This is a genomic window from Salinibacterium sp. NG22, from assembly GCF_015864925.1.
GTDB lineage: Bacteria > Actinomycetota > Actinomycetes > Actinomycetales > Microbacteriaceae > Rhodoglobus.
This window is the reverse complement of the sequence record NZ_JADYWG010000001.1, coordinates 1,585,331-1,611,231: the sequence shown is the minus strand read 5'-3', so window position 1 is coordinate 1,611,231 and position 25,901 is coordinate 1,585,331. Positions and strand designations below refer to the sequence as shown.

The window sequence follows — 25,901 nt, the reverse complement described above, 5'->3', positions numbered from 1 at the left end:
GTGTCGGCCTGCACTCAGCCTAACTAATGTGCCTGAGCATGCTGAAGGCGGGCGCGCGTGAGCTCACGCCTCAAGTTGTATGACCGTGTCGCCGAAGACGCGGCCGGTATCGTCATCCGCAGCTATTCCACGTCATTTTCCGCGGCATCCCGCCTTCTCGGCGCGGATGTTCGCCAGCACGTTGAGAACATTTATGCGCTCGTGAGGGTTGCCGACGAAATCGTCGACGGTGGGGCTGAAGAGGCCGGACTCGACCTGATCGCCACCGGGCGCCAGTTGAACGAGCTCGAGCGAGAAACCGAAAATGCGATCGAGAGCGGTTTCAGCTCGAACCTCATCGTGCACGCCTTCGCCCTCACCGCGCGTGAGGTGTCGTTCGGCGCAGAACTTACAGCTCCCTTCTTCGAGTCGATGCGCATGGATCTCAGCCAAAAAGAGCACGACCAGGCCAGCTTTGACCGCTACGTCTACGGCTCCGCTGAGGTTGTTGGTCTCATGTGCCTGTGTGCCTTCTTGCATGGCCACGATGTCAGCGACGAGCAGCGCGCCAAGTTTGAGCACGGCGCACAAGCGCTCGGCGCTGCCTTTCAAAAGGTCAACTTCTTGCGTGACCTCGCCGACGACTTCGAGACTCTCGGGCGCAGCTACTTCCCCGGAATTAATGTCGCGTCGTTCACTGAAGCGGAGAAGATTCGTCTGCTCGACGATCTCGACTCCGATCTGCGGGATGCCGCGATCGGTGCCGAGCTGCCGGCGAGCAGCAAGAAAGCGGTTGCGCTCGCGCATTCCCTTTTTGCCCAACTTTCCAAGCGCATCCGGGCAACTCCGGCGAGTGAATTGGTGAAGACCCGGGTGCGGGTTCCAGATGTTGTGAAACTGCGGTTGGCTGCGGCTGCCGCGATGGGAGTTACCCCTCGATCATGAGTGACGTTGTTGTTATTGGTGGCGGAATTGCCGGGCTCGCGAGTGCGGCGCTATTGGCCAAAGAGGGCCATTCGGTCACGCTGCTCGAGGGCCGCCCCGAGGTGGGTGGCCGTGCTGGCTCGTGGGAGCACGACGGGTTCCGTTTCGACACGGGGCCATCCTGGTATTTGATGCCCGAGGTCTTCGACCACTTCTACAAGCTCATGGGCACGAGTGCCGCCGAGCAACTCTCGCTTGTCACCCTCGACCCCGGTTACCGGGTCTACTTTGAGGGCGAGAAAGAATCCCTCGACATCTCGACCGACCTCGAAGAGAACTTGGCTTTGTTCGAGAGCATCGAGCGCGGTTCGGGTGCCCGCATGCGCAAGTACTTGGCCTCGGCCGAAGACACGTACGAGCTCGCCAAGAAGTACTTTCTCTATACGAGCTTCGCCGATCTGCGCACGAGCGCGACGAAAGAGGTGCTCGCGAAGGCGGCACGCTTCATCCGGTTGCTCATTGAACCTCTGTCAAAGCTGGTCGCTCGCACCGTCAAGGACGATCGCTTGCGCAAGGTGCTCGGCTACCCGGCGGTTTTCCTCGGTTCCTCGCCGTACCTCACGCCCAGCATGTACCACCTCATGAGCCACCTCGATCTGTCGGATGGCGTGCTTTACCCCATGGGCGGTTTCACCCGGGTGATCGAGAGTATTGCCGACATCGCCCGGGCTGCTGGCGTCGACATCCGCACCGGTTCGGCGGTCACCCGCATCGTGACGGTCGATGGCGTTGCCACCGGCGTTGAGTACACGGATGCCGCGGGCAAGCGTCACACTCTGAACGCCGACACCGTGGTTTCTGCGGCCGACCTCCACCACACTGAGACCACGATGCTCGAGTCAAGCGAGCAAACCTATCCCGCGGAGTACTGGGAGAAGAAGGTTCCTGGCCCCAGCGCGCTCCTGTTGTATCTGGGTGTGAAGGGTGAGCTGCCTGAGCTCGAGCACCACACGCTGTTGTTCATGAAGGATTGGCAAGAGGGCTTCGAGGCCATCTTCGGCGACGAGCCCAAGGTGCCCGAGCCGGCATCGCTCTACATTTGCAAGCCCAGTGGCGTTGACCCGAATGTGGCGCCCGAGGGATACGAGAATGTGTTTGTGCTCGTGCCGATTCCAGCCGACCCCGCCATTGGTCACGGTCAACTGGCGGGCGCTGGAGCTGGCGATGAGCGCATCGAAAAGCTCGCCGATTCGGTGATCTCACAGATCAGTGAGTGGACCGGCATCCCCGACCTCGCCGACCGCATCATCGTGCGCCGCACGGTAGGCCCTGGCGACTTCGCCGACGATCTCAACGCGTGGCGTGGCACCGCACTGGGGCCGGCTCACACGCTCAAGCAGAGTGCGTTTTTCCGCGCGGGCAATGTGAGTAAGAAGGTCAAGGGGCTCTACTACGTTGGTGGGTCTACCATCCCCGGCATTGGTCTTCCCATGTGTCTGATCAGCGCCGAAGTGCTCGTCAAGCGACTGCGCGGCGACACCTCTGCCGGCCCGCTTGCTGAGCCGCTGACGCCCGTGGTTGCGCCCCAACCGAGGCCCTGGCCGTGATCGTTCTCTACCTTCTTGCTCTGCTGATTTCGCTCACCGGGATGGTCGTGCTTGATCGACGTTTCTCGCTGTTCTTCTGGCGGGATGCCCGGCGTGCACGCATCGTGCTGCCGGTCGGGGTGCTGTTCTTCCTCGTGTGGGATCTCTTCGGAGTGGGGCTCGGCATCTTCTTTCGGGGAGAGACCGACTTCATGACCGGGCTGCTCGTCGCGCCCGAAGTTCCGCTCGAAGAAGTGTTCTTCCTCACGCTGCTCTGCTACCTCACGATGAACGCCTACGGGGCACTCTCCCGTGAGCGTTCGGCGGCGATCGAGGAGAGCGCAGCATGACCTACTGGCTCCTGAACGCCGTGTTCTTGGCGCTCGTCGCCGCTCTCGTGATTGCGGTCGTCGTGCGTCGTCGCTCGCCGCAGTGGCGCGCCATCGCTATCACGATGGGCATTTTGCTCGTGATGACCGCGGTCTTCGACAACGTGATGATCTCGGTCGGGCTGGTCGGGTACAGCGCGGATGCCATCAGTGGTGCGTTCATCGGCGTCGCCCCGCTCGAAGACTTTGCGTACACGATCGCAGCCGTCGTCGGTCTACCGTGCTTGTGGATGCTGCTGGGTTCGCGCCGAAAGGACTCCAATGCTTAAGGATCTGTTCCTCTCCTCGCGTCCGCTCAGTTGGGTCAATACGGCGTTCCCGTTTGCGGCCGCGTATTACCTGACCGCGGGTGCGATCGATCTCACGTTCGTGCTCGGCACGATCTTCTTCCTCGTGCCCTACAACTTGGCGATGTATGGTATCAACGACGTGTTCGACTACGAATCCGACCTGCGCAATCCGCGCAAGGGCGGCGTCGAGGGTGCCCTTCTTGACCCGCGGATGCACCGGCCAACGCTCATCGCCGCCGCCGTCACGACCATCCCGTTCCTGATCTATCTCGTGATCGTCGGCAACCCACTCTCGTGGCTCGTGCTGCTGATCAGCATGTTTGCCGTCGTCGCTTATTCGGCGAAGGGTTTGCGTTTCAAGGAGCGCCCGTTCCTCGACTCGCTGACCTCAAGCACGCACTTTGTCTCGCCGGCAATCTACGCGCTCGTGCTGACAGCAGCCTCGTTCACTCCGCAGCTCTGGGCTGTTCTCGGCGCATTCTTCCTCTGGGGAATCGCCTCGCACGCCTTCGGCGCGGTGCAAGATGTGCTGGCCGATCGTGCCGCCGACATCTCGTCGATTGCGACCGTCATCGGAGCGCGAGCCACCACTCGCTTCGCCGTTGTGGCTTACGCGACCGGCGGCATCCTCTTGCTCTTCTCTGCCTGGCCAGGCCCACTCGCCGCCATTCTCGTGCTGCCCTATGCGGCCATGTGTGCGCCATTCTGGAACATCACGGATGCCACAGCCGAGTCAGCAAACCGCGGCTGGAAGAACTTCCTAGCCCTCAATTTCGTCACCGGGTTCTTCGTGACGATGCTGCTCATCTGGTGGGCGTTTATCCGCTAAACGGGTCGGCCGGTGAGGTGCGGGGTGAGGTTTCTCGCCATGGTTTCGAGCACCGTGACCGTCGTGTCGTACTGCTCAGGCGTGACGCCCTCGGTCGCTTTCTGGCGACCATCGGCAATCACGATGGTGAGGCGGTCGACAACAACACGGCCGCGATCAGTGAGTTCATACAGTGCACCATCGGTGGTGAGCCAGTCGCTTTCGACGAGTTCGGTGAGCGACTCGAGCGACGTGGTGTGCAAACCCTGGGTCGGAGGAACCGCACCATTCGGGCGGTCTAAGAAGGGCGCGATTTCGATGTCGAGAAGCTCGACACCGGCAGCGCCTTTCGACAGCACGGTGAGCAGTTGCCATTGGCGGCGGGTGATTCCGTGCTCTTCGAGGGTGGTGGCGAAGAGCTCATCAACGATGCGATCGACGAGCTTCACCCAGTAGCTGATGGGTTGTTGCGTGTCCATAATCCGACAGTACTCCTCACCCCGCGAATTAGTAGACGAAACCGAGTTCTTTGGGGTAGTCGCCCAGAGCGGTGAGCTGAGTGGCAGCCTGCTGTAGGTGGGACAGCGTGAGACCCAGCGTGCGCGGTCCAAAGCTCACGCGGGCGACCCCGAGCTCGGCGAGAGTCTTCAGCGGCACATATCCTGCTCCGCCAATCACTGAAATGGGCCCATCGATCTGAGCGATCGCTTGGGCGACCATGTGCTCGTCGGCGAGACCGAGAACGAAAATGCAGTCGGCGCCAGCGGCAAGGTAGGCGCTCGCTCGGGCGACCATGTCATCCCATTCCCCGCCACCGGCCAGCACATCAACGCGGGCATTGATGGCAATCGGCACGCCGGTAGCCTCGCCTGCTGCGCGGACCGCAGCAACGCGGGCGGCCGCATGCTCGAGGTCAAAGAGGGGCGCCTTGGCCGGGCCAGAGCTGTCTTCGATGTTCAGCCCAGCAGCGCCGGCCGCGATCAATCGTTCGACGTTTGCTTGCACGCCGGCGGCATCCGAAGAATAGCCCTTCTCGAAGTCCACAGAGACAGGAATCTCGACGGCGTTGCACATGATGGATGCAGCGTTGATCGCCTGGTCAACCGTCAGGCCTTCGCCGTCGGAAACTCCGTGCGCGAAGCTCACGGCGTGGCTCGCGGTGGCGAGGGCACGCACTCCGGGGGCTTCGGCAACGATGCGGGCGGTGATGGCGTCCCACACGTTGGAGACGATCACGGGCGTGCCAGGGATGTGGAGTGAGCGGAGAAGTTCCGCGCGCGCGGCGGGGGAGCTGGGGGCGATTTCAGTCATGAACCAAGCATCCTCCGCGTGCGCGCTCGGCGCCAGCGAATTTCAGACGTGACCAGCACACTCTCGCAAACGAGAACTCTCGGATACCCGGACTAGTCGATCACTGACTGCTTCGCCTTCACCGGCAGCATGAGCGCGAGGCCGGCGAGCAGCACGATCACGATTCCGATGAGGCCGTAGCGAGTGTCGCCCGTCATCGCGACGAAGAGAGTGAAGAGGCCGGGAGCGAGGAAGCTCACGGCACGACCCGTTGTGGCATACAGGCCGAAGATCTCGCCTTCACGCCCGACCGGTGTGATGCGAGCGAGGAAGCTGCGGCTTGCTGCTTGAACTGGTCCGACGAAGAGGGTCAAGAAGAGGCCCGCGATCCAGAACCCGGTTTTGGCGTCGCCGACGAAGAGCACTGCCAAGCCGGCGAGTACGAGACCGATCAGTGAGCCGATGATCACGTTCTTGGCGCCGAGCGTGTCGTCGAGCCATCCGCCAATAAAGGTTCCGATACCGGCGACCAAGTTGGCGGCCACCGCGAAGTAGATGACCTCGCTCGGGCTGAAGCCGAAGACCTGGGCCGCGATGATCGCGCCGAAAGTGAAGACGGCGGCGAGACCATCACGGAAGACCGCGCTGGCGAGCAAGAACATGAGAACCTGCGGGCTCTTCTTGGCGAGCGTCTTGATGGTGCCAAAAAGCTTGGCGTAGCTGGCCAAGAAACTCACGCGGTTTTCACGAGCTCCCGCAGGAATCTCGGGAACTGCAATCAGTACCGGAATAGCGAAGATCGCGAACCACGCTGCCGAGGCCAGCACGGCATAACGGATGTCGAGAGCCCCGCCCTCGGTGCCAAACGGAACGTTCAGGAGGCCGTTGCCGGTGTCGCTTCCGAAGTTCTGGATGAACAGCACGAGCAGGATGATCAGCAGCACGATTCCGCCGATGTAGCCCATGCCCCAACCGAACCCGGAGACCCGACCGACTGTCTTGGGCGTGGAGACCTGCACGAGCATCGCGTTGTAGTTGACGCTGGCGAACTCGAAGAAGATGTTGCCGGCGGCCAGAAGGGCAGCGCCGAGGTAAATGTAGGAGGGCACCGGGGCGACGAAGAACATCGCGCCCATCGCGACCACGACAAGGCCAGTGTTGATCGCGAGCCAGAGCTTGCGACGCCCCGACCCGTCGGAACGCTGACCAAGAATCGGAGCCAAGAGCGCAACGAGGATGCCGGCGATAGTGAGGGCACCGGAGATGACTGTGGTGTTGTTGGCCTTCGCGAGCACGAGCGCGGGATTCTTTTCGTCATCACCTGCGGCGGCAATGATCTCAGGATCGATGAATAGACCACTCGCCAGGTAGGTGCTGAACACAAAAGTGGTGACGACGGCGTTGAACGCGGCGGAGCCCCAATCCCAGAGCGCCCACGCGCGAACGCGGCTCTTGGGGATCGTGGCATCCGTGATGAGGCCTTGCCCGACAGTGCCGATCGCGCGGGTATTCGAGACGCGCGGAACAGCCGGGGTGCTGGGGGCTTCGTTGTCGCCAGTGTTGTCCGTCATGCGAACAGGCTAGTGGTGTGCGGTTAACAATGGGGGCCGCGCGGGCAGCAATCTGCGTGTTATCAAAAAGTTGTTTCGAAGGCGGGGCTCGTGCGCGGGACGAAAATTCGCGCACATCCCCGCGTTTCCGGGCTTGTCAGCGCTTGGGGGGACAAATCGGGGGACGTAGACAGACCGTTTCACCCACCTACTAGGGCTACAAGCGATCATGGGCCCTCACGTACCGTGGTGCACGGTGTTACAAATCTGTCCTCCATAGGGGGGACTCATCCCGAATAACACCAACCCGACACCACCCGAGTTATCTATGGCCTACACCCGAATCTAGGTAGGCCCTAGGTCAATCTTTAAGGCTCTTACCCGTGAAGTTTCTGCTGCGCTCATTACTCATTGCTGCCCTGCTAGCCGCCGGAATTACCGTGCCCGCCGCAGTGGCAACTGCCGCCGAGGCAACTATCGCCGTCGACCTCCAGCGCCAGGTGAGCGCGTCGACGTTGTTTGGCGACGATGTCTCCGTGACGCTCACAGCACAGCAAACCTCGGGCACTAACGCTTACAACCTAACGTTCACCGACATTCTGCCCGCGGGAGCAACGCTGGTTACGAACTCCAACTACGGCGCACCGCAGCGGATTCCGCTCGCCGATGGCAGCACCAAGCTCATCTGGAACAATGTTGCCGACCTCTCGTCAGGCGCCGTCGTTTCATTGACCTATTCGTTCTCGTACCCGACGACGGGCACCTACAAGGTCGGCGACACATTCACGGGTGCCGCTGAAGCGCTGGCCAACACCAACGAGCGCACGCTGGTGAAGTTCGATGCCAACACCGGTGATGTCATCGAAGACTCACGCGATGTCGGCGGAGCCGCAGAATCAAGCACCACGCTCGTTCCCTTCGTACTCGATAAGGCCGAGCTGAACACCGCTGAATCTGAACTGCTGCGCGGTGTGCACGATCACCAGACGGTCTACGAACTCACCATCACCAACAACGGTGTGAACCCCAGCTCCGACTTCACCATCACCGACTACCTACCCGCGGGCCTAGAGTTCCTCGGGTGTGAGGCCGCCGATAACAGCGCAGCCGATACTGAGGAATACGCCGGGTCTGGTCGCATCGTTAACTTCCCCAGTGCGGTTGATTGTGACGGCTTGGTCCCAACCACGAGCACCGTTGTGGTTGACCCTGATGGAGCTGGCCCGCTCGCCGAGGCCGTCTACACAAAGGTTGTGTGGACTATCGATCGCGAGCTCGCGGCCGGCGAAGTAGTGACCATTGCCTATGCCGCTGCGATCCCGCTGCGCGAAAATGTTGCGTTCGATGGCGAAGCGACCGCGAACCTCGACAACAACACGGGTGACCTCACTCATGACGAGCAAGTGCTTACCAACTACGCCGCAACGAGCGGCACCTACTCCGGCGACGGCGAGAGCTACACCGACGACGCCACAGCAACTGTCTCGGCTGAAGATGTCGCCATCCAGAAAACAGTCGACGTGGATGCCATCACTCAGGGTTCCGACAGCGTCTGGACGCTCGACTACCAGTCGTCTGAATATGCGCTTTCCACCGACACGATCGTGATCACCGACACGATTCCCGACGGACTCGAATTCGAAAGCAGCATTCCTGATCCGACCTCTGGCCCCACTTACAACGACGACGGAACCATCACCGTGTCGTGGGATGCCGCAGCATTTGACGAAGCATCCGACAGTGGAGAAATCAAGGTCTTCACGACCGCGCTCGCCTCGTACCGCGTCACAGGCTCTGGTGACGTGGAACGCCCCGTCAGCTCGAATGACTCGTGGACGAACACCGTTGACCTAGCGACATCCACCACCATCATCACCGACAACGAGGCCACGACTTCAGTTTTCGAGATTCTTGATACCTCAAGTGCCAGCCAGCAGGCTGAAGGCATCACGCTCACCAAAAAGGTAGCTGAACCAGTTGCCGCGATGACGGGCACATGCGACACAATCAGCGGTCTTGATTTCAAGGATGAGCTTGCCGTGGGTGCGTTCCACCCGGGCGATTGGGTTTGCTACGAGCTGACCGTCACGTTCCCGAGCCAACTCGACACGCTCGACAATGTCGTGAATGACTTCTTGCCGGCCGGCTTCACTTTCGTTGACTACACCGAAACCGCGCTCAACAACGTTGCCTCCACGTTCGTGCCGGAAGATCCCGCCGACCCGTCACGTCTGCTCACGTGGAATATCGGAAATGTCGACAAGGGAACGACGTTCCAGGTTCTCGTCACCGCCGAAATCACCAATCCTGCGGCCATTACAGATGGCGACATCACATCGAACCTCATGAAGATGACGTACCAGAACACAGCTGGCGATGTCTTTCAGCTGCGGGACAGCGCAGACACGCTCGTCGAGAAGCCGATCGTGACCCTCAGCAAGGGCATCACTCACCTCAACACTGACGCTGTTACCAATGGCCCGCTCAACACTCTTAAGGTGCAGGCGACTGATCGCGTCACGTACGCGGTTGTCGTGACCAACAGTGGCGGCCAGGATTCCGAAAACGTCTCCATCCGTGACAACCTCCCGGGCCTCTTGGAGTGCTCGGATGTCGAGAACATCAGCGATGCGGGCGTCTGTGGCAGTGACCCGCTACTCCCGCGCTCAATCGAGTGGACGATTCCTTCGCTGGATGCTGGCGACTCCTACACGGTCACCTACGACGTCATCACTCCGGCAGATTCGTCTGCCGGCGACACCTTCCTCAACACTGCCGGTGTTCGCAACTACGAAGGCGTCACAAACACGGGTGACCAGCAGGTCTACGTTCCGGTCAACAACATCGACCCCACGCTTGAGGACGATGCGAACAGTGTCGAGGCGAAGGACACCGCCAGCACGAGCGTGCGCCTGCCTACGATCCTGAAGACTGCGACGACCTCGATCACTGAGTCCACCTACAACACCCTGAGTGAAGCGACCATCGGTGAGGAAATCACCTACACGGTCACGACGACGATCCCCGAGGGTTCGTCGGTCTACCAAAAGCCTGTGGTCTCTGACACGATCGACAGCCGGTTTGTGATCGTCGGTACGCCTACCTTCACTGTCGAGGGCGGTGCCAGCCAGAATGCAACCGTCACAGGGCAAAAGGTTGAGGCGCCCTTGGGGGAAACCTACGAGAACCTTCCGAATAGTGGCGATGATGCGGTAGTTCTGACAATCACCGTACGCGTGCTGGATGCTTCGGGGCCGGTGCGTAACAACAACGTCAACAACACGGCCAGATTTACGTGGAAGCCGGTCAACGGCGACGCGAAGACGATCTCGAGTTCTGCAGCTATCCGCATTGTGGAGCCAGTGATTTCAGTCGCTAAGACCAGTGACGCCGTTGCTGGCCGCGTCATTGCTGACCAGGTTGTGGAATACACACTTGCTGTGCGCAACAGCAGCACAGCCACCGCTTCAGTTGCTCATGACACCACCGTTGTGGACCACGTCCCCGACACCATCCAGCCCGTTGATGCGAGCAATAACCCGGTGACTACGAGTCAGATTTTGCCCGGTGGAGGCGCGTGGGACCAAACAGCGCGCACCATTACTTTCACGGTCACCAGCATCAACCCCGGTGCCGGCCCCAACCTCAAGTACAAGGCCCGCGTGATCGACCCGCTGTTGAGTGGAACTGAAATCGTGAACACGGTTGATGTCACCACGACATCACTTGCGGGCACCGATCCCAACGAACGAACCTCAACGTCAACGACGGGTTCTGCAGCGTACAAAGACGACGATGTGCTGACACTGCGGGCGCCAGACTTGGGCGTTAGTAAGTCAGCATCGCCCGGAACCCGCACCATTGGTGAGGTCGTGACGTACACGATCGACGTAACAATTCCGAAGAACGTCGTTGCGTACGACGCGACAATCCTCGACACGATGCCGACCAACGTTCGCTTCGGTCAGTTCCTCGACTCGACGTGTGACCAAAATGGCACGCCGTGTGCTGCCGCGGCCACACTCATCGGATCGCCGTCAGTGACCGACCGCACCATCGGCTACTTCATCGGCGACCTCGACCCGGCCGAGGCCGAAGCTCGCACCGTCACGATCACCTACACCGGCATCGTGACGACTGCTGCAGCATCCGGAAACACTCTCGTCAACACGGTTCGCCCGTACTGGAACAGCGTTAACACCATCACGGGAACCCCCACAACGGTGCCGGCACCCGGCGACTTCGACAAGGTGGGAACGCCGTCGACCGCCAACGTTTCGGTTATCGAACCGCGACTGACTATCGATAAGGATGTTGCTGGCCAGGTTGGCGACAGCGACACTCGCCGTGCCAAGCCCGGTGAGCCGCTCGAGTACACGATTGTTGTGCGCAACGCGGGCAACTCGCCTGCGTATGACGTGACAGTCACCGACACTCCTGACGTTCGCGTCACGGACTTCACCTCCGCGGGAGTTGTGGGAGTTTCCCCGACCGATATCGATCCGTCAGACGGAACGCTCGGCTGGACGATTGCTGGTCCGATTGCGGCTGGCGCATCCGTGACGATCAAGTACACGGTCACGATGCCTGTCGTCGACGAAACGAGTGAAATCGTTGCGTCGCAGGAAGTCATCAACACGGCTGACGTGCCGCACTACTTCGGTGTTGCTCCTAGCGCGCAGGTCGATGACATCGACTACAAGGACTACGACAATGTGACCCCGGATGTGGTGAGCGTCGAACTCGACCTCGCCTCCATCGGTGACTTCATCTGGTTCGACGTCAACAACGACGGCGTGCAGGATGCCACCGAGCCCGCTCTTGAAGGAGTCGGCGTCACGGTTCTCTACGCGGGAGCAGACGGAGTCTTCGGCAACGCCGACGATGAGACGTTCACTCGAACGACTGACAGCGATGGCGAATACCTCGTCAACCAGCTGCCCGGTGGTCTCTACCGCGTGACAGTGGATGCCTCCACGCTCCCCGCCGGTATGACTCCGAGCTACGACCTCGATGGCACCACCGCCACGCCTAACGGCATCTGGCAGGGCACCCTCGCCGAGAACGACAAGAAGCGCGACGTCGACTTCGGCTACACGGGAACCGGCTCGATCGGTGACTTCATCTGGTTCGACCAAGACAAGGATGGCGTTCAAGACACGAACGAGCCCGGCCTGCCCGGCGCGACCGTCACGGTTGTCTTCGGCGGCCTCGACGGGGATCTCTCCACGACTGACGACAACATCACGTACACAACGTCGACGGATGCCGATGGCGAGTACACGGTTGGCCTACTGCCTGCTGGTCCGTACACCGTCACGGTGAGCGACCTGCCCGCAGGTTACGCCGTTGTCTCCGACCCCAATGGCGGAACGAGCACGAGCTCGACAACCGCATTGACGGCCGGCCAGAACCGTGTTGACCAAGACTTTGGCTACGCCGGTACGGCATCCATCGGTGACTTCGTGTGGATCGACCGCAACGGCGATGGTGTTCAAGATGACGCCGAGCCCGGAATCTTTGGCGCTCAGGTTGAACTGACCTGGTTTGGCGAAGACGGTGTTCTTGGCGGCGGTGACGACGGAGTCTTCACTACGACAACCGACGGCGACGGCCTCTACAGCTTCCCGAACCTGCTCCCGGGCAACTTCTCGGTAGCGGTAACGGGTGGCCTGCCGGCCGGCGCTACGAACAGCTTCGACCTCGATGCCGACAACGACTCCGAGGCGCCTGTGACGCTCGAGAACGGCGACGCTGTCACCAACGTTGACTTCGGCTACGACGTGACCTCCGTTATCGGAGATCGCGTGTGGTGGGACCGCAACAAGGATGGCGTTCAAGACAGCAACGAGCCTGGGTTGGCTGGCGTGAAGATTCTCGTCACCTACCTCGGTACCGATGGTGTTCTTGGCGGCTCAGGCGCTGCTGGTGACCTCGAGTTCGAGGCAACGACGGACAGCAATGGTGACTGGACTGTCACCGAGATCCCCGACGGTAACTTCATCGTCGAGGTTGTCAGTGGCGTGCCTGCTGGCTTCAGCCCCACCTTCGACAACGACAGCGGCACGACGTCACCTGACGAAGAGTCGGCTGTAACGCTCGTCGGCTCTGATCTCAAGCAGGACTTCGGTTATGCCGGCAACTCCAGCATCTCCGACACCGTGTGGCTCGACCTCAACAAGGATGGCGTCAAGGATGCTGGCGAGCCCGGCTTGCCCGACGCCGAGGTCACCCTCGTCTGGTTCGGTGCGGATGGCGTAGCGGGTGGCGGCGATGACGTCACGTTCGTTGAAACCACCGACTCCAACGGCAAGTACCTCTTCGACGGTCTGCCCGAGGGCAACTACACCGCCACGGTTGACACGACGACGCTGCCTTCTGGCGTGACGCCGACGTTCGATGCGGATGCTGGACCCAACCAGCCGACGGCAGCCACGGTTGCTTCCGGTGTTGGCCCCAACTCCACGACCGCCGTTGCGCTGCCTGCAGCGACCGATCTCGACAACATAGACTTCGGTTATGTCGGCACCGGCAAGATTGGCGACACTGTCTGGCTTGACCAGAACGGTGACGGCATTGTTGACGCGACTGAGCCCGGCATCGCCGAGGTAGTCGTCACGCTCACTTGGGCTGGCCTCGACGGCGTACTCGGCAATGCCGACGATGTGGTCTCGACGACGAAGACGGATGCCAACGGCAACTACCTCTTCGAAGACCTTCCTTCGGGACTCTTCACCGTCGAACTCTTGAACCTGCCTGCAGGGCTGACCTCAACGGTTGACCCCGATGGTGGAGCCGACGACGCTTCTGAGCTTCCGCTCCGTGGCGGCGAAGAGAACCTCGATCAGGACTTCGGTTACCGCGGTGACGCGGGAGTCGGCGACCTGCTCTGGCTCGACGTCGACAACGACGGAGTTCAGGACACCAACGAGCCCGGACTTTCCGGAATCGTCATGACGGTGACGAGCCCCGGTTCCGACGGAATCTTCGGTAACGAAGACGACCTCGTCATCACCACCACGACGGATGAGAACGGCAACTACCTCGTTGAGGGACTGCCGGCTGGCGAAGTGAAGGTCTCCTATGACCCCACGACGTTGACCGAAGGTTACGTGCCGAGCTCGGACCTCGACGGCGACGTGTTCTCCGAGACCACGGCAACGCTCGTCTCGGGTGAAACTCGCCTCGACGTTGACTTCATCGTGGTCGGTAGCGCAACGCTCAACGGCATTGTGTTCGATGACCCGAACGGCAATGGCGTCCGCGACAGTGGCGACAAGGGCATCCCGAACGCGGAGTTGGATGTCGTGTGGGATGGCCCGAATGGTCCGGTAACCGTGCGCGTCACCACCGACGCGAATGGAGCGTGGGAACTCACGAACCTGCCTGCCGGTACCTACACGGCAACGGTCGACCTCGCGTCGGTTGACGCCGAGTACCGCCCGTCGACGGGAACTACTTCAACGGTCGAGCTGCCTGCCTTTGGCACACGCTCGGTCATCCAGGGACTCACAACGTTGATGCTCGCCTTCACGGGTTCGAACATCGCGTTAGGAGGATCGCTCGCAGGGCTGCTCCTGCTCGGCGGACTGTTCCTTCTCTTGCCAGCACGTCGGGTGCGTGGCGGAGAAAAGCAGAAGCAGATAACAAGTAGCTAGCAGCGCTAGCGAGTTGGCGCGGTGAGCGTGTGGGGCGTCGGGCCCTGTGCATGCTCACCGCGCCATTTGCTTGTGCCCTCGTGGCTCGTCAGTCATTGATTGAGCCAACGACGTTACCTTGAGTCACTCCCACTCAACTTTCAGCTACGCGGCTTGACTCTCGGCGCGAGCAGGCGCAAACTTGATACAGCGCGACTCAAGTTCGTGCTTCACGAGACTTAAAGGAGTAAGAGCACATGGCTCGAGCAGTAGGTATTGACCTCGGAACCACCAACTCGGTAGTTGCCGTACTCGAAGGTGGAGAACCCACCGTCATTGCAAACGCCGAAGGAATGCGCACCACGCCATCCGTCGTCGCATTCACCAAGGATGGCGAAGTCCTCGTTGGTGAAACCGCAAAGCGCCAGGCCGTCACTAACGTCGACCGCACCATCGCATCCGTCAAGCGCCACATCGGTACTGACTGGACCGTCGCGATCGACGACAAGAAGTACACCCCGCAGGAAATTTCCGCTCGCACGCTTGCCAAGCTCAAGCGCGATGCCGAACAGTACCTGGGTGAAGACGTCACTGACGCAGTAATCACCGTTCCCGCCTACTTCAACGACGCTGAGCGTCAGGCAACGAAGGAAGCCGGTGAGATCGCGGGCCTCAACGTTCTGCGCATCATCAACGAGCCCACCGCTGCTGCACTGGCCTACGGCCTCGACAAGGGTAAAGAAGACGAACTCATTCTGGTCTTCGACCTCGGTGGCGGAACGTTCGACGTCTCGCTGCTCGAAGTGGGCAAAGACGACGACTTCTCCACCATCCAGGTCAAGTCGACCTCTGGTGACAACCGCCTCGGTGGTGACGACTGGGACGCCCGCGTCGTTGACTACCTGATCAAGCGCTTCAAGGACTCGACCGGTGTTGACGTTTCTGGCGACAAGATTGCCAAGCAGCGCCTCAAGGAAGCTGCCGAGCAGGCCAAGAAGGAACTCTCCTCGCAGATGACGGCAAGCATCCAGCTCCCGTATCTCTCGCTCACCGAGAGTGGCCCAGCCAACCTCGACGAGACCCTCTCGCGCGCCAAGTTCGAAGAGCTCACCGCCGACCTGCTCGAGCGCGTTCAGAAGCCCTTCAACGATGTCATCAAGGAAGCCGGCGTCAAGCTGAGCGACGTTGCACACGTTGTACTCGTGGGTGGATCGACTCGTATGCCCGCCGTCGTTGAGCTCGTCAAGAAGCTCACCGGTGGCAAGGAACCCAACAAGGGCGTTAACCCCGATGAGGTCGTAGCCGTTGGTGCTGCACTCCAGGCTGGTGTGTTGAAGGGTGAGCGCAAGGACGTTCTGCTTATCGACGTCACCCCGCTGAGCCTCGGCATCGAGACCAAGGGCGGAATGATGACCAAGCTCATCGACCGCAACACGGCAATCCCGACCAAGCGCAGCGAGACCTTCACCACGGCGGATGACAACCAGCCTTCCGTGTCGATTCAGGTCTTCCAGGGTGAGCGTGAGTTCACTCGCGACAACAAGAACCTCGGAACCTTCGAGCTCACCGGTATCGCACCGGCGCCTCGTGGAATCCCGCAGGTTGAGGTCACTTTCGACATCGACGCTAACGGCATCGTGCACGTGTCCGCTAAGGACAAGGGCACCGGCAAGGAGCAGTCGATGGTCATCACGGGCGGTTCAAGCCTGTCGAAGGACGACATCGAGCGTATGGTTCGCGAGGGCGAAGAGCACGCTGCAGAAGACAAGGCCCGCCGCGAGGCAGCCGAGGTTCGCAACAACGCAGAGCAGCTCGCGTACTCCACCGGAAAGCTCATCACCGACAACGCTGAGAAGCTCCCGGAAGACGTCAAGACTGAGGTTCAGGCCGACGTTGACGCACTCAACACTGCGCTCGCCGGAGACGACGAAGCAGAGGTCAAGACCGCGTTCGACAAGCTCACCGAGAGCCAGCAGAAGCTGGGCGAAGCAATCTACAAGCACCAGGAAGAAAACCCTGAGGCCGCTGCAGAGGGCGAAAGCGCTGCCGCTGACGAAAGCTCCGACGAGGACATCGTCGACGCTGAAGTTGTCGACGAAGACGAAGCTGACACGGACAAGAAGTAGATGTCTGACAAAAACACGGACCACGACGACAACCAAGAGCCGGTGAACGACGACGAAAGTCGTGTTGATCCGGAAACTGGCGACGTGAGTGCGGCCGACTCGGCTGCTGCAGAGGAATCTGCGGCAGCCGAGGGGCAGCCTTCCTCTGACGAGGAGCCTGCCGAGGACGCCACGAAGGCCCCCGATGAGCTGAGTGAAGAAGACAAGCGTCTTCTTGAGGAAGCTAGTCGGGACCTCGTCGCTGAGATGCGTGATCAGATGTTGCGTGCTCAGGCTGAGTTGGTGAACTTCCGCACTCGCGTTGAGCGGGATCGGGTCGCGAACCGCGAAGCCGTAATCGCCGACGTCATCCGTTCACTGCTTCCCGCCCTTGATGACCTCGATCGTGCCGACAAGCACGGCGACATCCTTGAGGGAACCCCCATCGCGCTTGTCGCACAGAAGATCAACTCAAGTTTTGAGCGGTTCGGACTGCGCAAGATCGGTGAAAAGGGCGAAGTCTTTGATCCTGCGTTCCACGAGGCTGTTGTTCATTTGAACGATCCTGAGGCGACCGAAAACACGATCGCTGATGTCGTTGAGCCGGGCTACATTCTTGGTGAGCGCGTTGTGCGTGCCGCGAAGGTTGCTGTCTCCGGCCCCGCTGATTAGGTCGGGGGTGGCGTGTAGTGGCTAGCCAAGATTGGTTCGATAAGGACTTTTACAAGGTGCTCGGGGTGTCGAAAGACATCTCCGAGGCCGAGTTGAAGAAGACCTATCGCAAACTCGCGCGCCAGTTTCACCCGGATTCGAACCCGGGAGATCCGAAGGCCGAAGAGCGCTTCAAAGAAATCAGTGAAGCGCACTCCGTGCTTTCTGATGCCGAGACGCGCAAAGAATACGATCAGGTTCGTGCCATGGGCTCGGGCGCTCGCTTCCAAGCGGGTGGCCAAGGTGGTCAGGCCGGCGGCTTCGAGGATGTCTTCGGTGGCATGTTCGGTGGCGGTGGCCAGAGTTATGGTGGCGGTCAGAGCTACGGCGGAGGGCAATCAAGCGCAAGCTTCGAAGACCTTCTCGGTGGCATGTTCGGTGGCCAAGCCGGCCCCGGCGGTGGCCCCGGATTCCGTGGTGGCCCCGCAAAGGGCCGCGATCTGGCAGCAAACACGACACTCGATTTTGCAACCGCGATAAACGGCGAAACGATCAAACTCCAGCCTGCTGGCGGTCGTCCGATGAACGTCAAGATTCCTGCGGGCGTCAGCGACGGTCAGAAGATCCGCCTCAAGGGCAAAGGCGAGGCGAGCCCCAATGGTGGCCCCGCTGGCGACCTGGTGCTCACGGTCTCTGTGCGCAAGCATCCGGTGTTCGAGCGTGACGGCAGCAACCTTCGTGTTGTTGTTCCTGTGACGTTTGCGGAAGCTGTGCTCGGCGCCACTATCGAGGTGCCGACCCTGGGCGGTGCACCGGTGAAACTGAAGGTTGCGCCGGGAACCCCGAGCGGACGAGTATTGCGAGTAAAGGGTCGCGGAGTGGCGACAGCGAAAGCAACCGGAGACCTGCTTGCTGAAGTGCAAGTGGCGGTGCCTAACCGCATCCCAGAAGCTGCGCTCAAGCACCTCGAGGCCTTTGCTGAAGCGATGCCCGCGGAAAATCCGCGGGAAGAACTGATTGCCAGAGCCAGGAGCTAATAGTCATGGATGAGCTGAGTCCCGCCTTTGCTATCGCCGTTGCGGCGGAGTTGGCGGGCATGCATCCGCAGACACTGCGACAGTACGACCGTCTGGGTCTCGTGTCTCCCACGAGAACCAGCGGTCGTTCGCGGCGCTACTCCATGCGCGACGTGATGCAGTTGCGTGAGATCGCAGCGCTCAGCGCTGAAGGTCTCAACCTTGAGGGCATTAAACGGATCCTCGATCTTGAAAATCAAGTGTCCGAACTCAGCACGCGCGTGCGCGAACTCGAAGCGGCGCTTGCCGATGAACTGCTGTCAAAACCGGGCCGACGCGTCTTCGCGGCCGGTTCTGCTGGTGAGGTGATCTCGCTCAAAGCGGGAACCCGCACCGAGCGCGCCAATCAGGTCGAACTGTGGCGCCCCTTCGTGAGGCGCGATAACCAACTTCCCCGGTGATTGCGGGCATCTGATGATGTTTCGGCAAGCCCCACCGCTCGGCGGCTCCGCTATTCTGCGGCAGCGCTGGAGCGAAGTTACGTTCCTGCACTGGCGGGTTGATCCTGCGGTCGTGGCTCCGTTGCTGCCCGCGGGATGCCGCCCCGATACGCTCAATGGCAGCACGTGGGTGGGGCTCATCGCCTTTCAGATGTCGCAAAGCTCCTTCTTTGGCGGGCCAAGCATCCCGTGGCTCGGTGACTTTCCCGAAGTGAACGTTCGGCTGTACTCCGTTGATGAGCACGGGCGGCGCGGAGTGGTCTTCCTCTCGCTCGAAGCGTCGCACCTGATTCCGGTGCTCACCGCGCGGCTCGCTTTTGGGCTGCCGTACCAGTGGGCGTCGATGAAGATCGGGCAGCGAGACGGGCAGATTGCCTACAAAACGAAACGGCACGGTCAGCCGGATGCCGCATCCCACATCATTGTGAAACCGGTGGATGATCCGGCGGCGAGTGTTGCGCTCGCGGCTGACCCCTTGGCTACGTTCCTGACCGCTCGGTGGGGGTTTCACGAAACTCATCGTGGACGCACGATCTACTCGCGCAACCACCACGAACCGTGGCCGTTGCAATCGGCTGAATTGGTCTACCTCGAGGATGGCTTGCTCGCTGCGGCTGGTTTTGAGGGTCTGGCCGACCGTGTTCCGGATTCGGTGATGTACGCGAGCGAGGTGACGACGGTGTTTGCGGCGCCTCGCCAGCCTGCTCTTGCGCGTCAGCCTCGAGCGAGCGCAATCTGGACATTCGCGCCGACTTCGTAAGTATTTCGAGAAATATTGTGGAATTGTATAGACAATTTTGCACAACATGGTCTCATCAGCACAAATGAGCATTGCCTCTTACGCTGGAGAGGGACATGATGAGTAACCACACCGTCACATAGGCACAACACGATTGAAACGATGAACCTAGAGAATGGGTGAACGGGGATAGTTCCCGTTCGCGTGTCATTTTCCCGGTTCATCGCCGCAGGCAATGACGCCGAATAACGCAGGAGGCACAATGACAACGGTTCGCGCAGCAATCACTCAGACCACTTGGACAGGCGACAAGGAGTCGATGATTCAGAAGCACGAGCAGTTCGCTCGGGATGCGAAGGCGCAAGGCGCCCAGATCATCTGCTTCCAAGAGCTTTTCTACGGTCCCTATTTCGGGATCACTCAGGACAAGAAGTATTACCGCTACGCCGAGCCTGTTGATGGCCCGATCGTGACGCGCTTCCAAGCCCTGGCTAAAGAGCTCGATATGGTCATGATTCTGCCGATCTACGAAGAAGCGATGACGGGCCTGTATTACAACACCGCCGTCGTTGTTGACTCCGATGGCACCAACCTTGGTTCGTACCGCAAGCACCACATTCCTCACCTCGACAAGTTCTGGGAGAAGTTCTACTTCACGCCCGGCAACTTGGGTTTCCCGATGTTCAACACCGCCGTCGGCAAGGTGGGCGTTCACATTTGTTACGACCGCCACTTCCCCGAGGGATGGCGCGAACTCGGGCTCAACGGCGCCGAGATCGTCTTCAACCCGAATGCCACGAAGCCCGGACTCTCCAACCGCCTCTGGGAGGTTGAAGGTCCAGCAGCAGCAGTGGCCAACGGCTACTTTGTGCTTCAGCCCAACCGTGTCGGCCTCGAAGACAACGAGTACGGCGACGAAGCTGTCGACTTCTACGGCACCAGCCAGGTCATCGACCCCCGCGGAAACTTCGTGGGCGAACGCGGCTCAGGAACCGATGAAGAGATCATGATTCGCGATCTCGACATGGATCTCGTGCAGGAAATGCGCGACGACTGGCAGTTCTACCGTGACCGTCGCCCCGACGCCTACCTGTCGATCCCTAAGTAAGCCATAACTTCAGCCCCCGGTTGTTTTGGCGCCCGGGGAACAGTAGGCACACGACATCGCAGAGGAGCGAATCATGGCCACCACTCTCATTTCCGGCGGTACGGTCGTCAGCTCGACGGGGCGCGCCCCAGCAGACGTCCTGATCGACGGCGAAGTAATCAAAGCTGTGTTGTCTCCCGGCAGCACACTTTTTGGAACCGACATTGCGGCATCCGTCGACAAGGTCATTGATGCCACGGGAAAGTACGTCATTCCCGGTGGCATCGACGCCCACACGCACATGGAGCTGCCCTTCGGCGGTACCGCGGCAATCGATACCTTCGAGACGGGCACTCGCGCTGCGGCGTGGGGCGGCACGACCTCGATCATCGACTTTGCGGTGCAGACCTTTGGAGAGCGCATCCAGGATTCGCTCGCTGCGTGGCACGGCAAAGCGGCGGGCAACTGCGCCATCGACTACGGCTTTCACCAGATCGTTGGCGACGTCACTCCCGAGTCGCTCAAGGCGATGGAGAAGCTGCCAGACGAGGGCATCACGAGCTTCAAGATGTTCATGGCGTACCCCGGAGTTTTCTACTCGGATGACGCACAAATCCTCAAGGCAATGCAGGTGTCTCGCGACACCGGCTTGATGACGATGATGCACGCCGAGAATGGGCCGGTCATCGACGTTCTCGCCGAGCAGCTCGTGGAGCAGGGCAAGACTGACCCGTATTATCACGGTGTCGCTCGTGCCTGGGAGATGGAAGAGGAAGCGACGCATCGAGCGATCATGCTCGCGAAGCTCACCGGCGCCCCGCTCTACATCGTTCACGTGAGTGCGAAGCAGGCGGTCGAACAGATCGCCACCGCTCGTGACCGCGGCCAGAACGTCTTTGCTGAGACCTGCCCGCAGTACCTCTACTTGAGCCTCGAAGAACAACTCGGTGCGCAGAGTGAGCAGTACGGCCACTTCGAAGGCGCTAAGTGGGTGTGCTCGACTCCGCTTCGTTCACGCGAAGAAGGTCATCAGGATGCCATGTGGCAGTCGCTGCGTACGAACGATGTGCAGATGGTCTCCACCGACCACTGCCCGTTCTGCATGAAGGACCAAAAAGAGTTGGGCCTTGCGGACTTCCGCAAGATCCCCAACGGCATGGGAACCGTCGAACACCGCATGGACCTCATGTATCAAGGTGTTGTCACCGGCGAGCTCACGCTCGAGCGTTGGGTCGAACTGACGAGCACCACCCCCGCTCGTATGTTCGGAATCTACGGACGAAAGGGTGTCATCCAGCCCGGCGCCGACGCCGACATCGTGGTCTACGACCCCAATGGTCACACCTCGATCGGTATGCCGGTCGACGAAAACGGCAACCCCACCGGCAAGAAGCACCACATGAACATGGACCACGCTGCCTGGGAGGGCTTCGAGATCGATGGTCACGTTGACACTGTTATCTCGCGCGGCAAGGTCATCGTCGATGACGACCAATACCTCGGCACCAAGGGTGACGGTCGCTTCATGAAGCGCGGCCTCACTCAGTACCTGACCTAAACGGTTTCGCTGCAGCATCCGCTGGCTACCACCAGCGGATGCTGCACTTTAAACGACCTTCCACCACGAATGAGGAGCCCCATGGACTTCGGAGCAGTACTTCAGACCAACCCGCCGTCGGCACGAACCGTTCAACTCGCGAAGCTTGCAGAGGCGCACGGCTTCACCTACGTCTGGACCTTTGACTCGCACATCCTGTGGCAAGAGCCCTATGTGATCTATAGCCAGATCTTGGCCGAGACCCGCAAGGTGATCGTCGGACCGATGGTGACCAACCCGGCCACGCGCGACTGGACCGTCACGGCGTCAACCTACGCCACGCTCAACGAGATGTACGGCAACCGCACCGTCTGTGGCATCGGCCGCGGCGACTCGGCTGTGCGCGTGACCAATGGCAAGCCCACGACCCTCAAGGATCTGCGGGAGTCGATTCACGTCATCCGCGAACTCGCGAACTCGCGTTCGGTCGAATATGGCGGAGCGCAGTTGCAGCTGCCATGGAGCAAGGGCTCTGAGCTCGAGATGTGGGTTGCGGCCTATGGCCCGCTCGCGCTCAAGCTCACCGGTGAAGTCGGAGACGGCTTCATCTTGCAGCTCGCTGACCTCGACATTGCCGCCTGGATGATCAAGAAGGTGCGCGACGCTGCTGAAGCTGCGGGACGCGACCCGATGTCGATCAAGTTCTGCGTTGCAGCGCCCATGTACATCGGTGATGACTGGGAGCACATGCGCGACCAGTGCCGCTGGTTCGGAGGCATGGTGGGAAACCACGTGGCCGACATCGTGAAGAAGTACGGCTCTGACGGAGACGTGCCGAAGGCTCTCACCGACTACATCGAGAAGCGTGAAGGCTACGACTACAACCAGCACGGTCAAGCGGGCAATACGCACGCGGCGTTTGTGCCCGACGAGATCGTCGATCGATTCTGCGTCATGGGAACCGCTGAGGAGCACATCGAGAAGCTCGAGAAGCTGCGCGAGCTCGGTGTCGATCAGTTCGCCGGCTACCTGCAGCACGACAACAAAGAAGAGACCATGCGGGTCTACGGCGAGACGGTAATCCCGGCCCTCACCGAAACAGTGACGGCGAAGGTCTAACCCGATGACGGCAACCCGAAACGATAAGCGTGGGGAGGTTGCCGTCCGCCCTGCGAGTTCGCCGGGTGCGGTGGCTAACCCCGCGCGCACTCGGCTGCTCGGCGGCTTCCTCTGGGGCATCGCTGGCGTAGCGCTCATCGCACTCATCTGGGAGGGCTACAAGTTCTTCGGTCCCGACAACGGCGTGCTCATCGGCGAACTTCGCGTGCTTCCGCGCACGACCGACCTCGCTATGCCTCACCTGTGGGACATGATGACGCGGCTCGCGGAGCCCGTCACGCGAGCAGATGGTGCGCTTCCGCTCTGGGCAGTCGTGGCGCTTGCCTCGCTCATGACGCTCGGAATCGCTGCTGCTGGCTGGGCTGTCGGAGTGATTGTGGGAGTCGTTTTTGCGCTCCTCATGCAACGCTGGCGTCTCGCCGAATTCGGCCTCCTGCCCTGGATCGTCATCAGCCAAACCGTGCCGCTCATCGCCTTTGCGCCGATCGTCAAGAGCTGGGGCTCGCGCGTCGAGATCGGCTCCTTCGAGTGGCAAGACTGGATGTCGGTCGCACTCATTGCGAGCTATCTGGCGTTCTTCCCGATCACCGTTGGTGCGCTCAAGGGGCTGCAGTCTCCCGACCGCATCCACGTTGAGCTCTTCGACACGTATGCCGCTGGCTACTGGCCGACGCTCGTGCGACTGCGCTTGCCCGCAGCCGTTCCATACCTTCTGCCTGCGCTGCGACTCGGAGCAGCGAACGCTGTCATCGGCGCGGTTGTCGCGGAAGTATCGACCGGACTTCAAGGCGGCATCGGACGCCTACTCATTCAATTTGCCGGTCAAGCATCGGGCGACCCCTCGAAGGCGTGGGGCCCCATCTTCGGCGCAATCGTGCTCGGCCTTGTGGCGGCCGGTTCCGTTGCACTGCTCGGCATCATTCTCAAGGACTACCGACGAACCGAGGAGGCCGCATGAGCGACCAGATCCCGACCACCACTCCCGCCGCAGAAACGGTGACGACCGATGTTTCGGATGCTGCTGTTGCCGTTCGCGGTCTCAACAAACAGTTCCAGACTGCCTCGGGCATCGTTCACGCGCTTGAAGGAATCGACCTCACCGTTGAGGCCGGCGAGTTCGTCTCCCTCATCGGCCCGTCGGGCTGTGGCAAGTCAACGCTCATGAGACTCATTGCTGACCTCGATGTTCCGACTTCGGGGGAGCTGACGGTGTTCGGTAAGACGGCGACGCAGGCTCGCCTCGACCAGGACTACGGCATCGCTTTTCAGCAGGCCGGGCTTTTACCGTGGCGCACGGTGGCAGCGAACGTTGCGCTTCCGCTGGAACTGCACGGGGTGGCATCCGCTGCTCGGCGCACTCGCGTTGCTGACCTGCTCGAGATGGTTGGCCTCACCGAGTTCGCTGATCGTTTTCCTGACCAGCTCTCGGGCGGAATGCAGCAGCGTGTGGCGATTGCCCGCTCGCTGGCAGAGCAACCGCGACTGTTGCTGATGGATGAGCCGTTCGGCGCCCTCGACGAGATGACGCGCGAGAAGATGCAGACCGACCTCGTGCGCATCGCCGCCGACACCGGAGCTGCTGTCGTATTCGTGACGCACTCGATTCCTGAAGCCGTGTTCCTCTCCGACCGCGTTGTGGTCATGTCGCCGCGGCCCGGTCGCATCAGCGACATCATCCCGATGCGATTGGATGCTGCTGACGGCCGCGAAGAACGTGACGACGACCTGCGCGAAGCATCCTCGTTCTTCGAGATGGTGACCGAAGTGCGTGAAGCACTGCACGGCGGAGCCTCGGATGCGGAAAACCCCGCACCGCGCGCCGCCAGGGGAGTGGACACCCGATGACGACAAACACGACAGCCAACGCGATCATTGGCGCCGGAACCGGAGCCACCCGCAGCAAAGACTGGAGCCCGCGCACGGAGTCGATCCTTCGCGTGGTTGCGCCCGTCACGCTCGGAATCATCGTGCTCGCCATCTGGCAGTTTCTCGTCACCGTTGGTGGCGTCTCCGACTACCTGCTGCCGAGCCCGACATCGATCATGGCGGAACTGGTCGCGTACTGGCCAGCCGTCGTCTCGGCAACGGTGCTCACCGGCACGAACAGCCTCCTGGGTTTGCTCGTCGGTTCGCTGCTCGGGATCGTTCTCGCGGCGGTCGCCGCCCGGTGGCGCATCGCCGACCAGATGAGTGCACCGATCATTGCCGCGCTCGCGGTTGTTCCGATCGTGGCTCTCGCCCCTGTGCTCAACTCCATGTTTGGGGCCGACAGCCAGTTCGGTCGCCAAGCGATTGCCGCTATCGCGTCGTTCGTTCCCATCTTCATCAACACCCTGCGCGGGTTCCGCCAAACGCGGCCAGTGCACCGTGACCTGATGAAGGCTTACGCGGCAAGCTCCGGACAGATGTTGCGCTCGCTCACCCTGCCGACAGCCCGCCCCTTTATCCTCACTGGCATCCGCATCGCTTCGTCGCTCGCCGTCATCTCTGCCCTCGTGGCGGAATACTTCGGTGGACCACGCGGCGGACTCGGCAGCCTGATTGCGACCTCGGCAGCCTCAAGCGCGTATTCCCGCGCGTGGGCCTATGTCGGGGCATCCATCGCTCTCGGTCTGCTCTTCTACCTCGCGACGCTCGCACTCGAACGACTAGTGCTGCGCCGTGTACCGACCGGGGGCTCCCGATGACAGCACC

Annotated in this window: 20 protein-coding genes; 17 read left to right on the top strand and 3 right to left on the bottom strand. The window is 61.0% G+C overall.

The window, feature by feature from the left end; genetic code table 11:
• Positions 1-57 precede the first annotated feature (57 nt).
• Genes I6E81_RS07810 through I6E81_RS07790 form a run of 5 tightly spaced genes read left to right on the top strand, consistent with a single transcriptional unit; the run spans position 58 to position 3,997 of the window.
• On the top strand, positions 58-924 hold the full coding sequence (locus tag I6E81_RS07810) for a squalene/phytoene synthase family protein (RefSeq protein ID WP_197106766.1): 867 nt from the start codon (positions 58-60) through the stop codon (positions 922-924).
• On the top strand, positions 921-2,510 hold the full coding sequence (gene crtI / locus I6E81_RS07805; RefSeq protein WP_197106765.1) for a phytoene desaturase family protein: 1,590 nt from the start codon (positions 921-923) through the stop codon (positions 2,508-2,510). Before I6E81_RS07810 ends, crtI begins: the two co-directional genes overlap by 4 nt.
• Positions 2,507-2,839, top strand: coding sequence for a lycopene cyclase domain-containing protein (locus I6E81_RS07800; RefSeq protein WP_197106764.1), 333 nt, complete (start codon positions 2,507-2,509; stop codon positions 2,837-2,839). The genes crtI and I6E81_RS07800 overlap by 4 nt, the downstream gene beginning before the upstream one ends.
• On the top strand, positions 2,836-3,147 hold the full coding sequence (locus I6E81_RS07795; RefSeq protein ID WP_197106763.1) for a lycopene cyclase domain-containing protein: 312 nt from the start codon (positions 2,836-2,838) through the stop codon (positions 3,145-3,147). Before I6E81_RS07800 ends, I6E81_RS07795 begins: the two co-directional genes overlap by 4 nt.
• Positions 3,140-3,997 carry a prenyltransferase gene (locus I6E81_RS07790; protein WP_197106762.1) on the top strand — a complete coding sequence of 286 codons (858 nt, stop codon included), beginning with the start codon at positions 3,140-3,142 and terminating at the stop codon, positions 3,995-3,997. The genes I6E81_RS07795 and I6E81_RS07790 overlap by 8 nt, the downstream gene beginning before the upstream one ends.
• Here the strand turns inward: I6E81_RS07790 and I6E81_RS07785 are convergent.
• The 3 genes from I6E81_RS07785 to I6E81_RS07775 all read right to left on the bottom strand — a co-directional run bounded on the left by I6E81_RS07785 (position 3,994) and on the right by I6E81_RS07775 (position 6,837).
• Positions 3,994-4,455, bottom strand: coding sequence for a hypothetical protein (locus I6E81_RS07785; protein ID WP_197106761.1), 462 nt, complete (start codon positions 4,453-4,455; stop codon positions 3,994-3,996). The two genes, I6E81_RS07790 and I6E81_RS07785, sit on opposite strands and share 4 nt — an antisense overlap.
• A gap of 28 nt (positions 4,456-4,483) precedes the next feature.
• Positions 4,484-5,287, bottom strand: coding sequence for an isocitrate lyase/phosphoenolpyruvate mutase family protein (locus I6E81_RS07780; RefSeq protein ID WP_197106760.1), 804 nt, complete (start codon positions 5,285-5,287; stop codon positions 4,484-4,486).
• A 92-nt stretch (positions 5,288-5,379) separates the two neighbouring features.
• Positions 5,380-6,837 (bottom strand): MFS transporter, encoded by a 1,458-nt coding sequence (locus I6E81_RS07775; protein ID WP_231603889.1) that lies wholly within the window; start codon positions 6,835-6,837, stop codon positions 5,380-5,382.
• Between the two features lie 362 nt (positions 6,838-7,199).
• On the opposite strand from I6E81_RS07775, the gene I6E81_RS07770 reads away from it, so the two are divergent.
• From I6E81_RS07770 to I6E81_RS07715, 12 genes are all read left to right on the top strand, one after another.
• Positions 7,200-14,474 carry an SdrD B-like domain-containing protein gene (locus I6E81_RS07770; RefSeq protein WP_197106759.1) on the top strand — a complete coding sequence of 2,425 codons (7,275 nt, stop codon included), beginning with the start codon at positions 7,200-7,202 and terminating at the stop codon, positions 14,472-14,474.
• A 236-nt stretch (positions 14,475-14,710) separates the two neighbouring features.
• A complete protein-coding gene (dnaK, locus tag I6E81_RS07765; RefSeq protein WP_197106758.1) occupies positions 14,711-16,579 on the top strand; it encodes a molecular chaperone DnaK in 1,869 nt (622 codons plus the stop codon).
• Positions 16,580-17,230 (top strand): nucleotide exchange factor GrpE, encoded by a 651-nt coding sequence (locus tag I6E81_RS07760; RefSeq protein ID WP_231603888.1) that lies wholly within the window; start codon positions 16,580-16,582, stop codon positions 17,228-17,230.
• Between the two features lie 17 nt (positions 17,231-17,247).
• Positions 17,248-18,246 (top strand): DnaJ C-terminal domain-containing protein, encoded by a 999-nt coding sequence (locus tag I6E81_RS07755; RefSeq protein ID WP_197106757.1) that lies wholly within the window; start codon positions 17,248-17,250, stop codon positions 18,244-18,246.
• Positions 18,247-18,251: 5 nt separating this feature from the next.
• Complete coding sequence (locus tag I6E81_RS07750) at positions 18,252-18,686, top strand: heat shock protein transcriptional repressor HspR (RefSeq protein WP_197106756.1); 435 nt, start codon at positions 18,252-18,254, stop codon at positions 18,684-18,686.
• A 13-nt stretch (positions 18,687-18,699) separates the two neighbouring features.
• The gene (locus I6E81_RS07745) at positions 18,700-19,485 is read left to right on the top strand and encodes a YqjF family protein (RefSeq protein WP_197106755.1); all 786 of its coding nucleotides are present in this window, start codon (positions 18,700-18,702) and stop codon (positions 19,483-19,485) included.
• Between the two features lie 241 nt (positions 19,486-19,726).
• Positions 19,727-20,572 (top strand): nitrilase-related carbon-nitrogen hydrolase, encoded by an 846-nt coding sequence (locus tag I6E81_RS07740; protein ID WP_197106754.1) that lies wholly within the window; start codon positions 19,727-19,729, stop codon positions 20,570-20,572.
• 73 nt (positions 20,573-20,645) lie between these two features.
• A complete protein-coding gene (hydA, locus tag I6E81_RS07735; protein ID WP_197106753.1) occupies positions 20,646-22,109 on the top strand; it encodes a dihydropyrimidinase in 1,464 nt (487 codons plus the stop codon).
• A gap of 81 nt (positions 22,110-22,190) precedes the next feature.
• Positions 22,191-23,207 carry a TIGR03842 family LLM class F420-dependent oxidoreductase gene (locus I6E81_RS07730; RefSeq protein ID WP_197106752.1) on the top strand — a complete coding sequence of 339 codons (1,017 nt, stop codon included), beginning with the start codon at positions 22,191-22,193 and terminating at the stop codon, positions 23,205-23,207.
• A 4-nt stretch (positions 23,208-23,211) separates the two neighbouring features.
• Entirely contained in the window at positions 23,212-24,165 is a 954-nt protein-coding gene (locus tag I6E81_RS07725; protein ID WP_197106751.1) for an ABC transporter permease, read from the top strand.
• A complete protein-coding gene (locus I6E81_RS07720) occupies positions 24,162-25,052 on the top strand; it encodes an ABC transporter ATP-binding protein (RefSeq protein ID WP_197106750.1) in 891 nt (296 codons plus the stop codon). The genes I6E81_RS07725 and I6E81_RS07720 overlap by 4 nt, the downstream gene beginning before the upstream one ends.
• Positions 25,049-25,894, top strand: coding sequence for an ABC transporter permease (locus I6E81_RS07715; protein ID WP_197106749.1), 846 nt, complete (start codon positions 25,049-25,051; stop codon positions 25,892-25,894). Before I6E81_RS07720 ends, I6E81_RS07715 begins: the two co-directional genes overlap by 4 nt.
• Positions 25,895-25,901: the final 7 nt, after the last annotated feature.

What these genes read in the sequence shown, in the direction of transcription:
- crtI (WP_197106765.1), top strand. Translation starts at nt 921, where the DNA reads ATGAGTGACGTTGTTGTTATTGGTGGCGGAATTGCCGGGCTCGCGAGT.
- I6E81_RS07795 (WP_197106763.1), top strand. Translation starts at nt 2,836, where the DNA reads ATGACCTACTGGCTCCTGAACGCCGTGTTCTTGGCGCTCGTCGCCGCT.
- I6E81_RS07790 (WP_197106762.1), top strand. Translation starts at nt 3,140, where the DNA reads ATGCTTAAGGATCTGTTCCTCTCCTCGCGTCCGCTCAGTTGGGTCAAT.
- I6E81_RS07785 (WP_197106761.1), bottom strand. Translation starts at nt 4,455, where the DNA reads ATGGACACGCAACAACCCATCAGCTACTGGGTGAAGCTCGTCGATCGC.
- I6E81_RS07780 (WP_197106760.1), bottom strand. Translation starts at nt 5,287, where the DNA reads ATGACTGAAATCGCCCCCAGCTCCCCCGCCGCGCGCGCGGAACTTCTC.
- I6E81_RS07775 (WP_231603889.1), bottom strand. Translation starts at nt 6,837, where the DNA reads ATGACGGACAACACTGGCGACAACGAAGCCCCCAGCACCCCGGCTGTT.
- dnaK (WP_197106758.1), top strand. Translation starts at nt 14,711, where the DNA reads ATGGCTCGAGCAGTAGGTATTGACCTCGGAACCACCAACTCGGTAGTT.
- I6E81_RS07760 (WP_231603888.1), top strand. Translation starts at nt 16,580, where the DNA reads ATGTCTGACAAAAACACGGACCACGACGACAACCAAGAGCCGGTGAAC.
- I6E81_RS07750 (WP_197106756.1), top strand. Translation starts at nt 18,252, where the DNA reads ATGGATGAGCTGAGTCCCGCCTTTGCTATCGCCGTTGCGGCGGAGTTG.
- I6E81_RS07745 (WP_197106755.1), top strand. Translation starts at nt 18,700, where the DNA reads ATGATGTTTCGGCAAGCCCCACCGCTCGGCGGCTCCGCTATTCTGCGG.
- I6E81_RS07740 (WP_197106754.1), top strand. Translation starts at nt 19,727, where the DNA reads ATGACAACGGTTCGCGCAGCAATCACTCAGACCACTTGGACAGGCGAC.
- hydA (WP_197106753.1), top strand. Translation starts at nt 20,646, where the DNA reads ATGGCCACCACTCTCATTTCCGGCGGTACGGTCGTCAGCTCGACGGGG.
- I6E81_RS07730 (WP_197106752.1), top strand. Translation starts at nt 22,191, where the DNA reads ATGGACTTCGGAGCAGTACTTCAGACCAACCCGCCGTCGGCACGAACC.
- I6E81_RS07725 (WP_197106751.1), top strand. Translation starts at nt 23,212, where the DNA reads ATGACGGCAACCCGAAACGATAAGCGTGGGGAGGTTGCCGTCCGCCCT.
- I6E81_RS07720 (WP_197106750.1), top strand. Translation starts at nt 24,162, where the DNA reads ATGAGCGACCAGATCCCGACCACCACTCCCGCCGCAGAAACGGTGACG.
- I6E81_RS07715 (WP_197106749.1), top strand. Translation starts at nt 25,049, where the DNA reads ATGACGACAAACACGACAGCCAACGCGATCATTGGCGCCGGAACCGGA.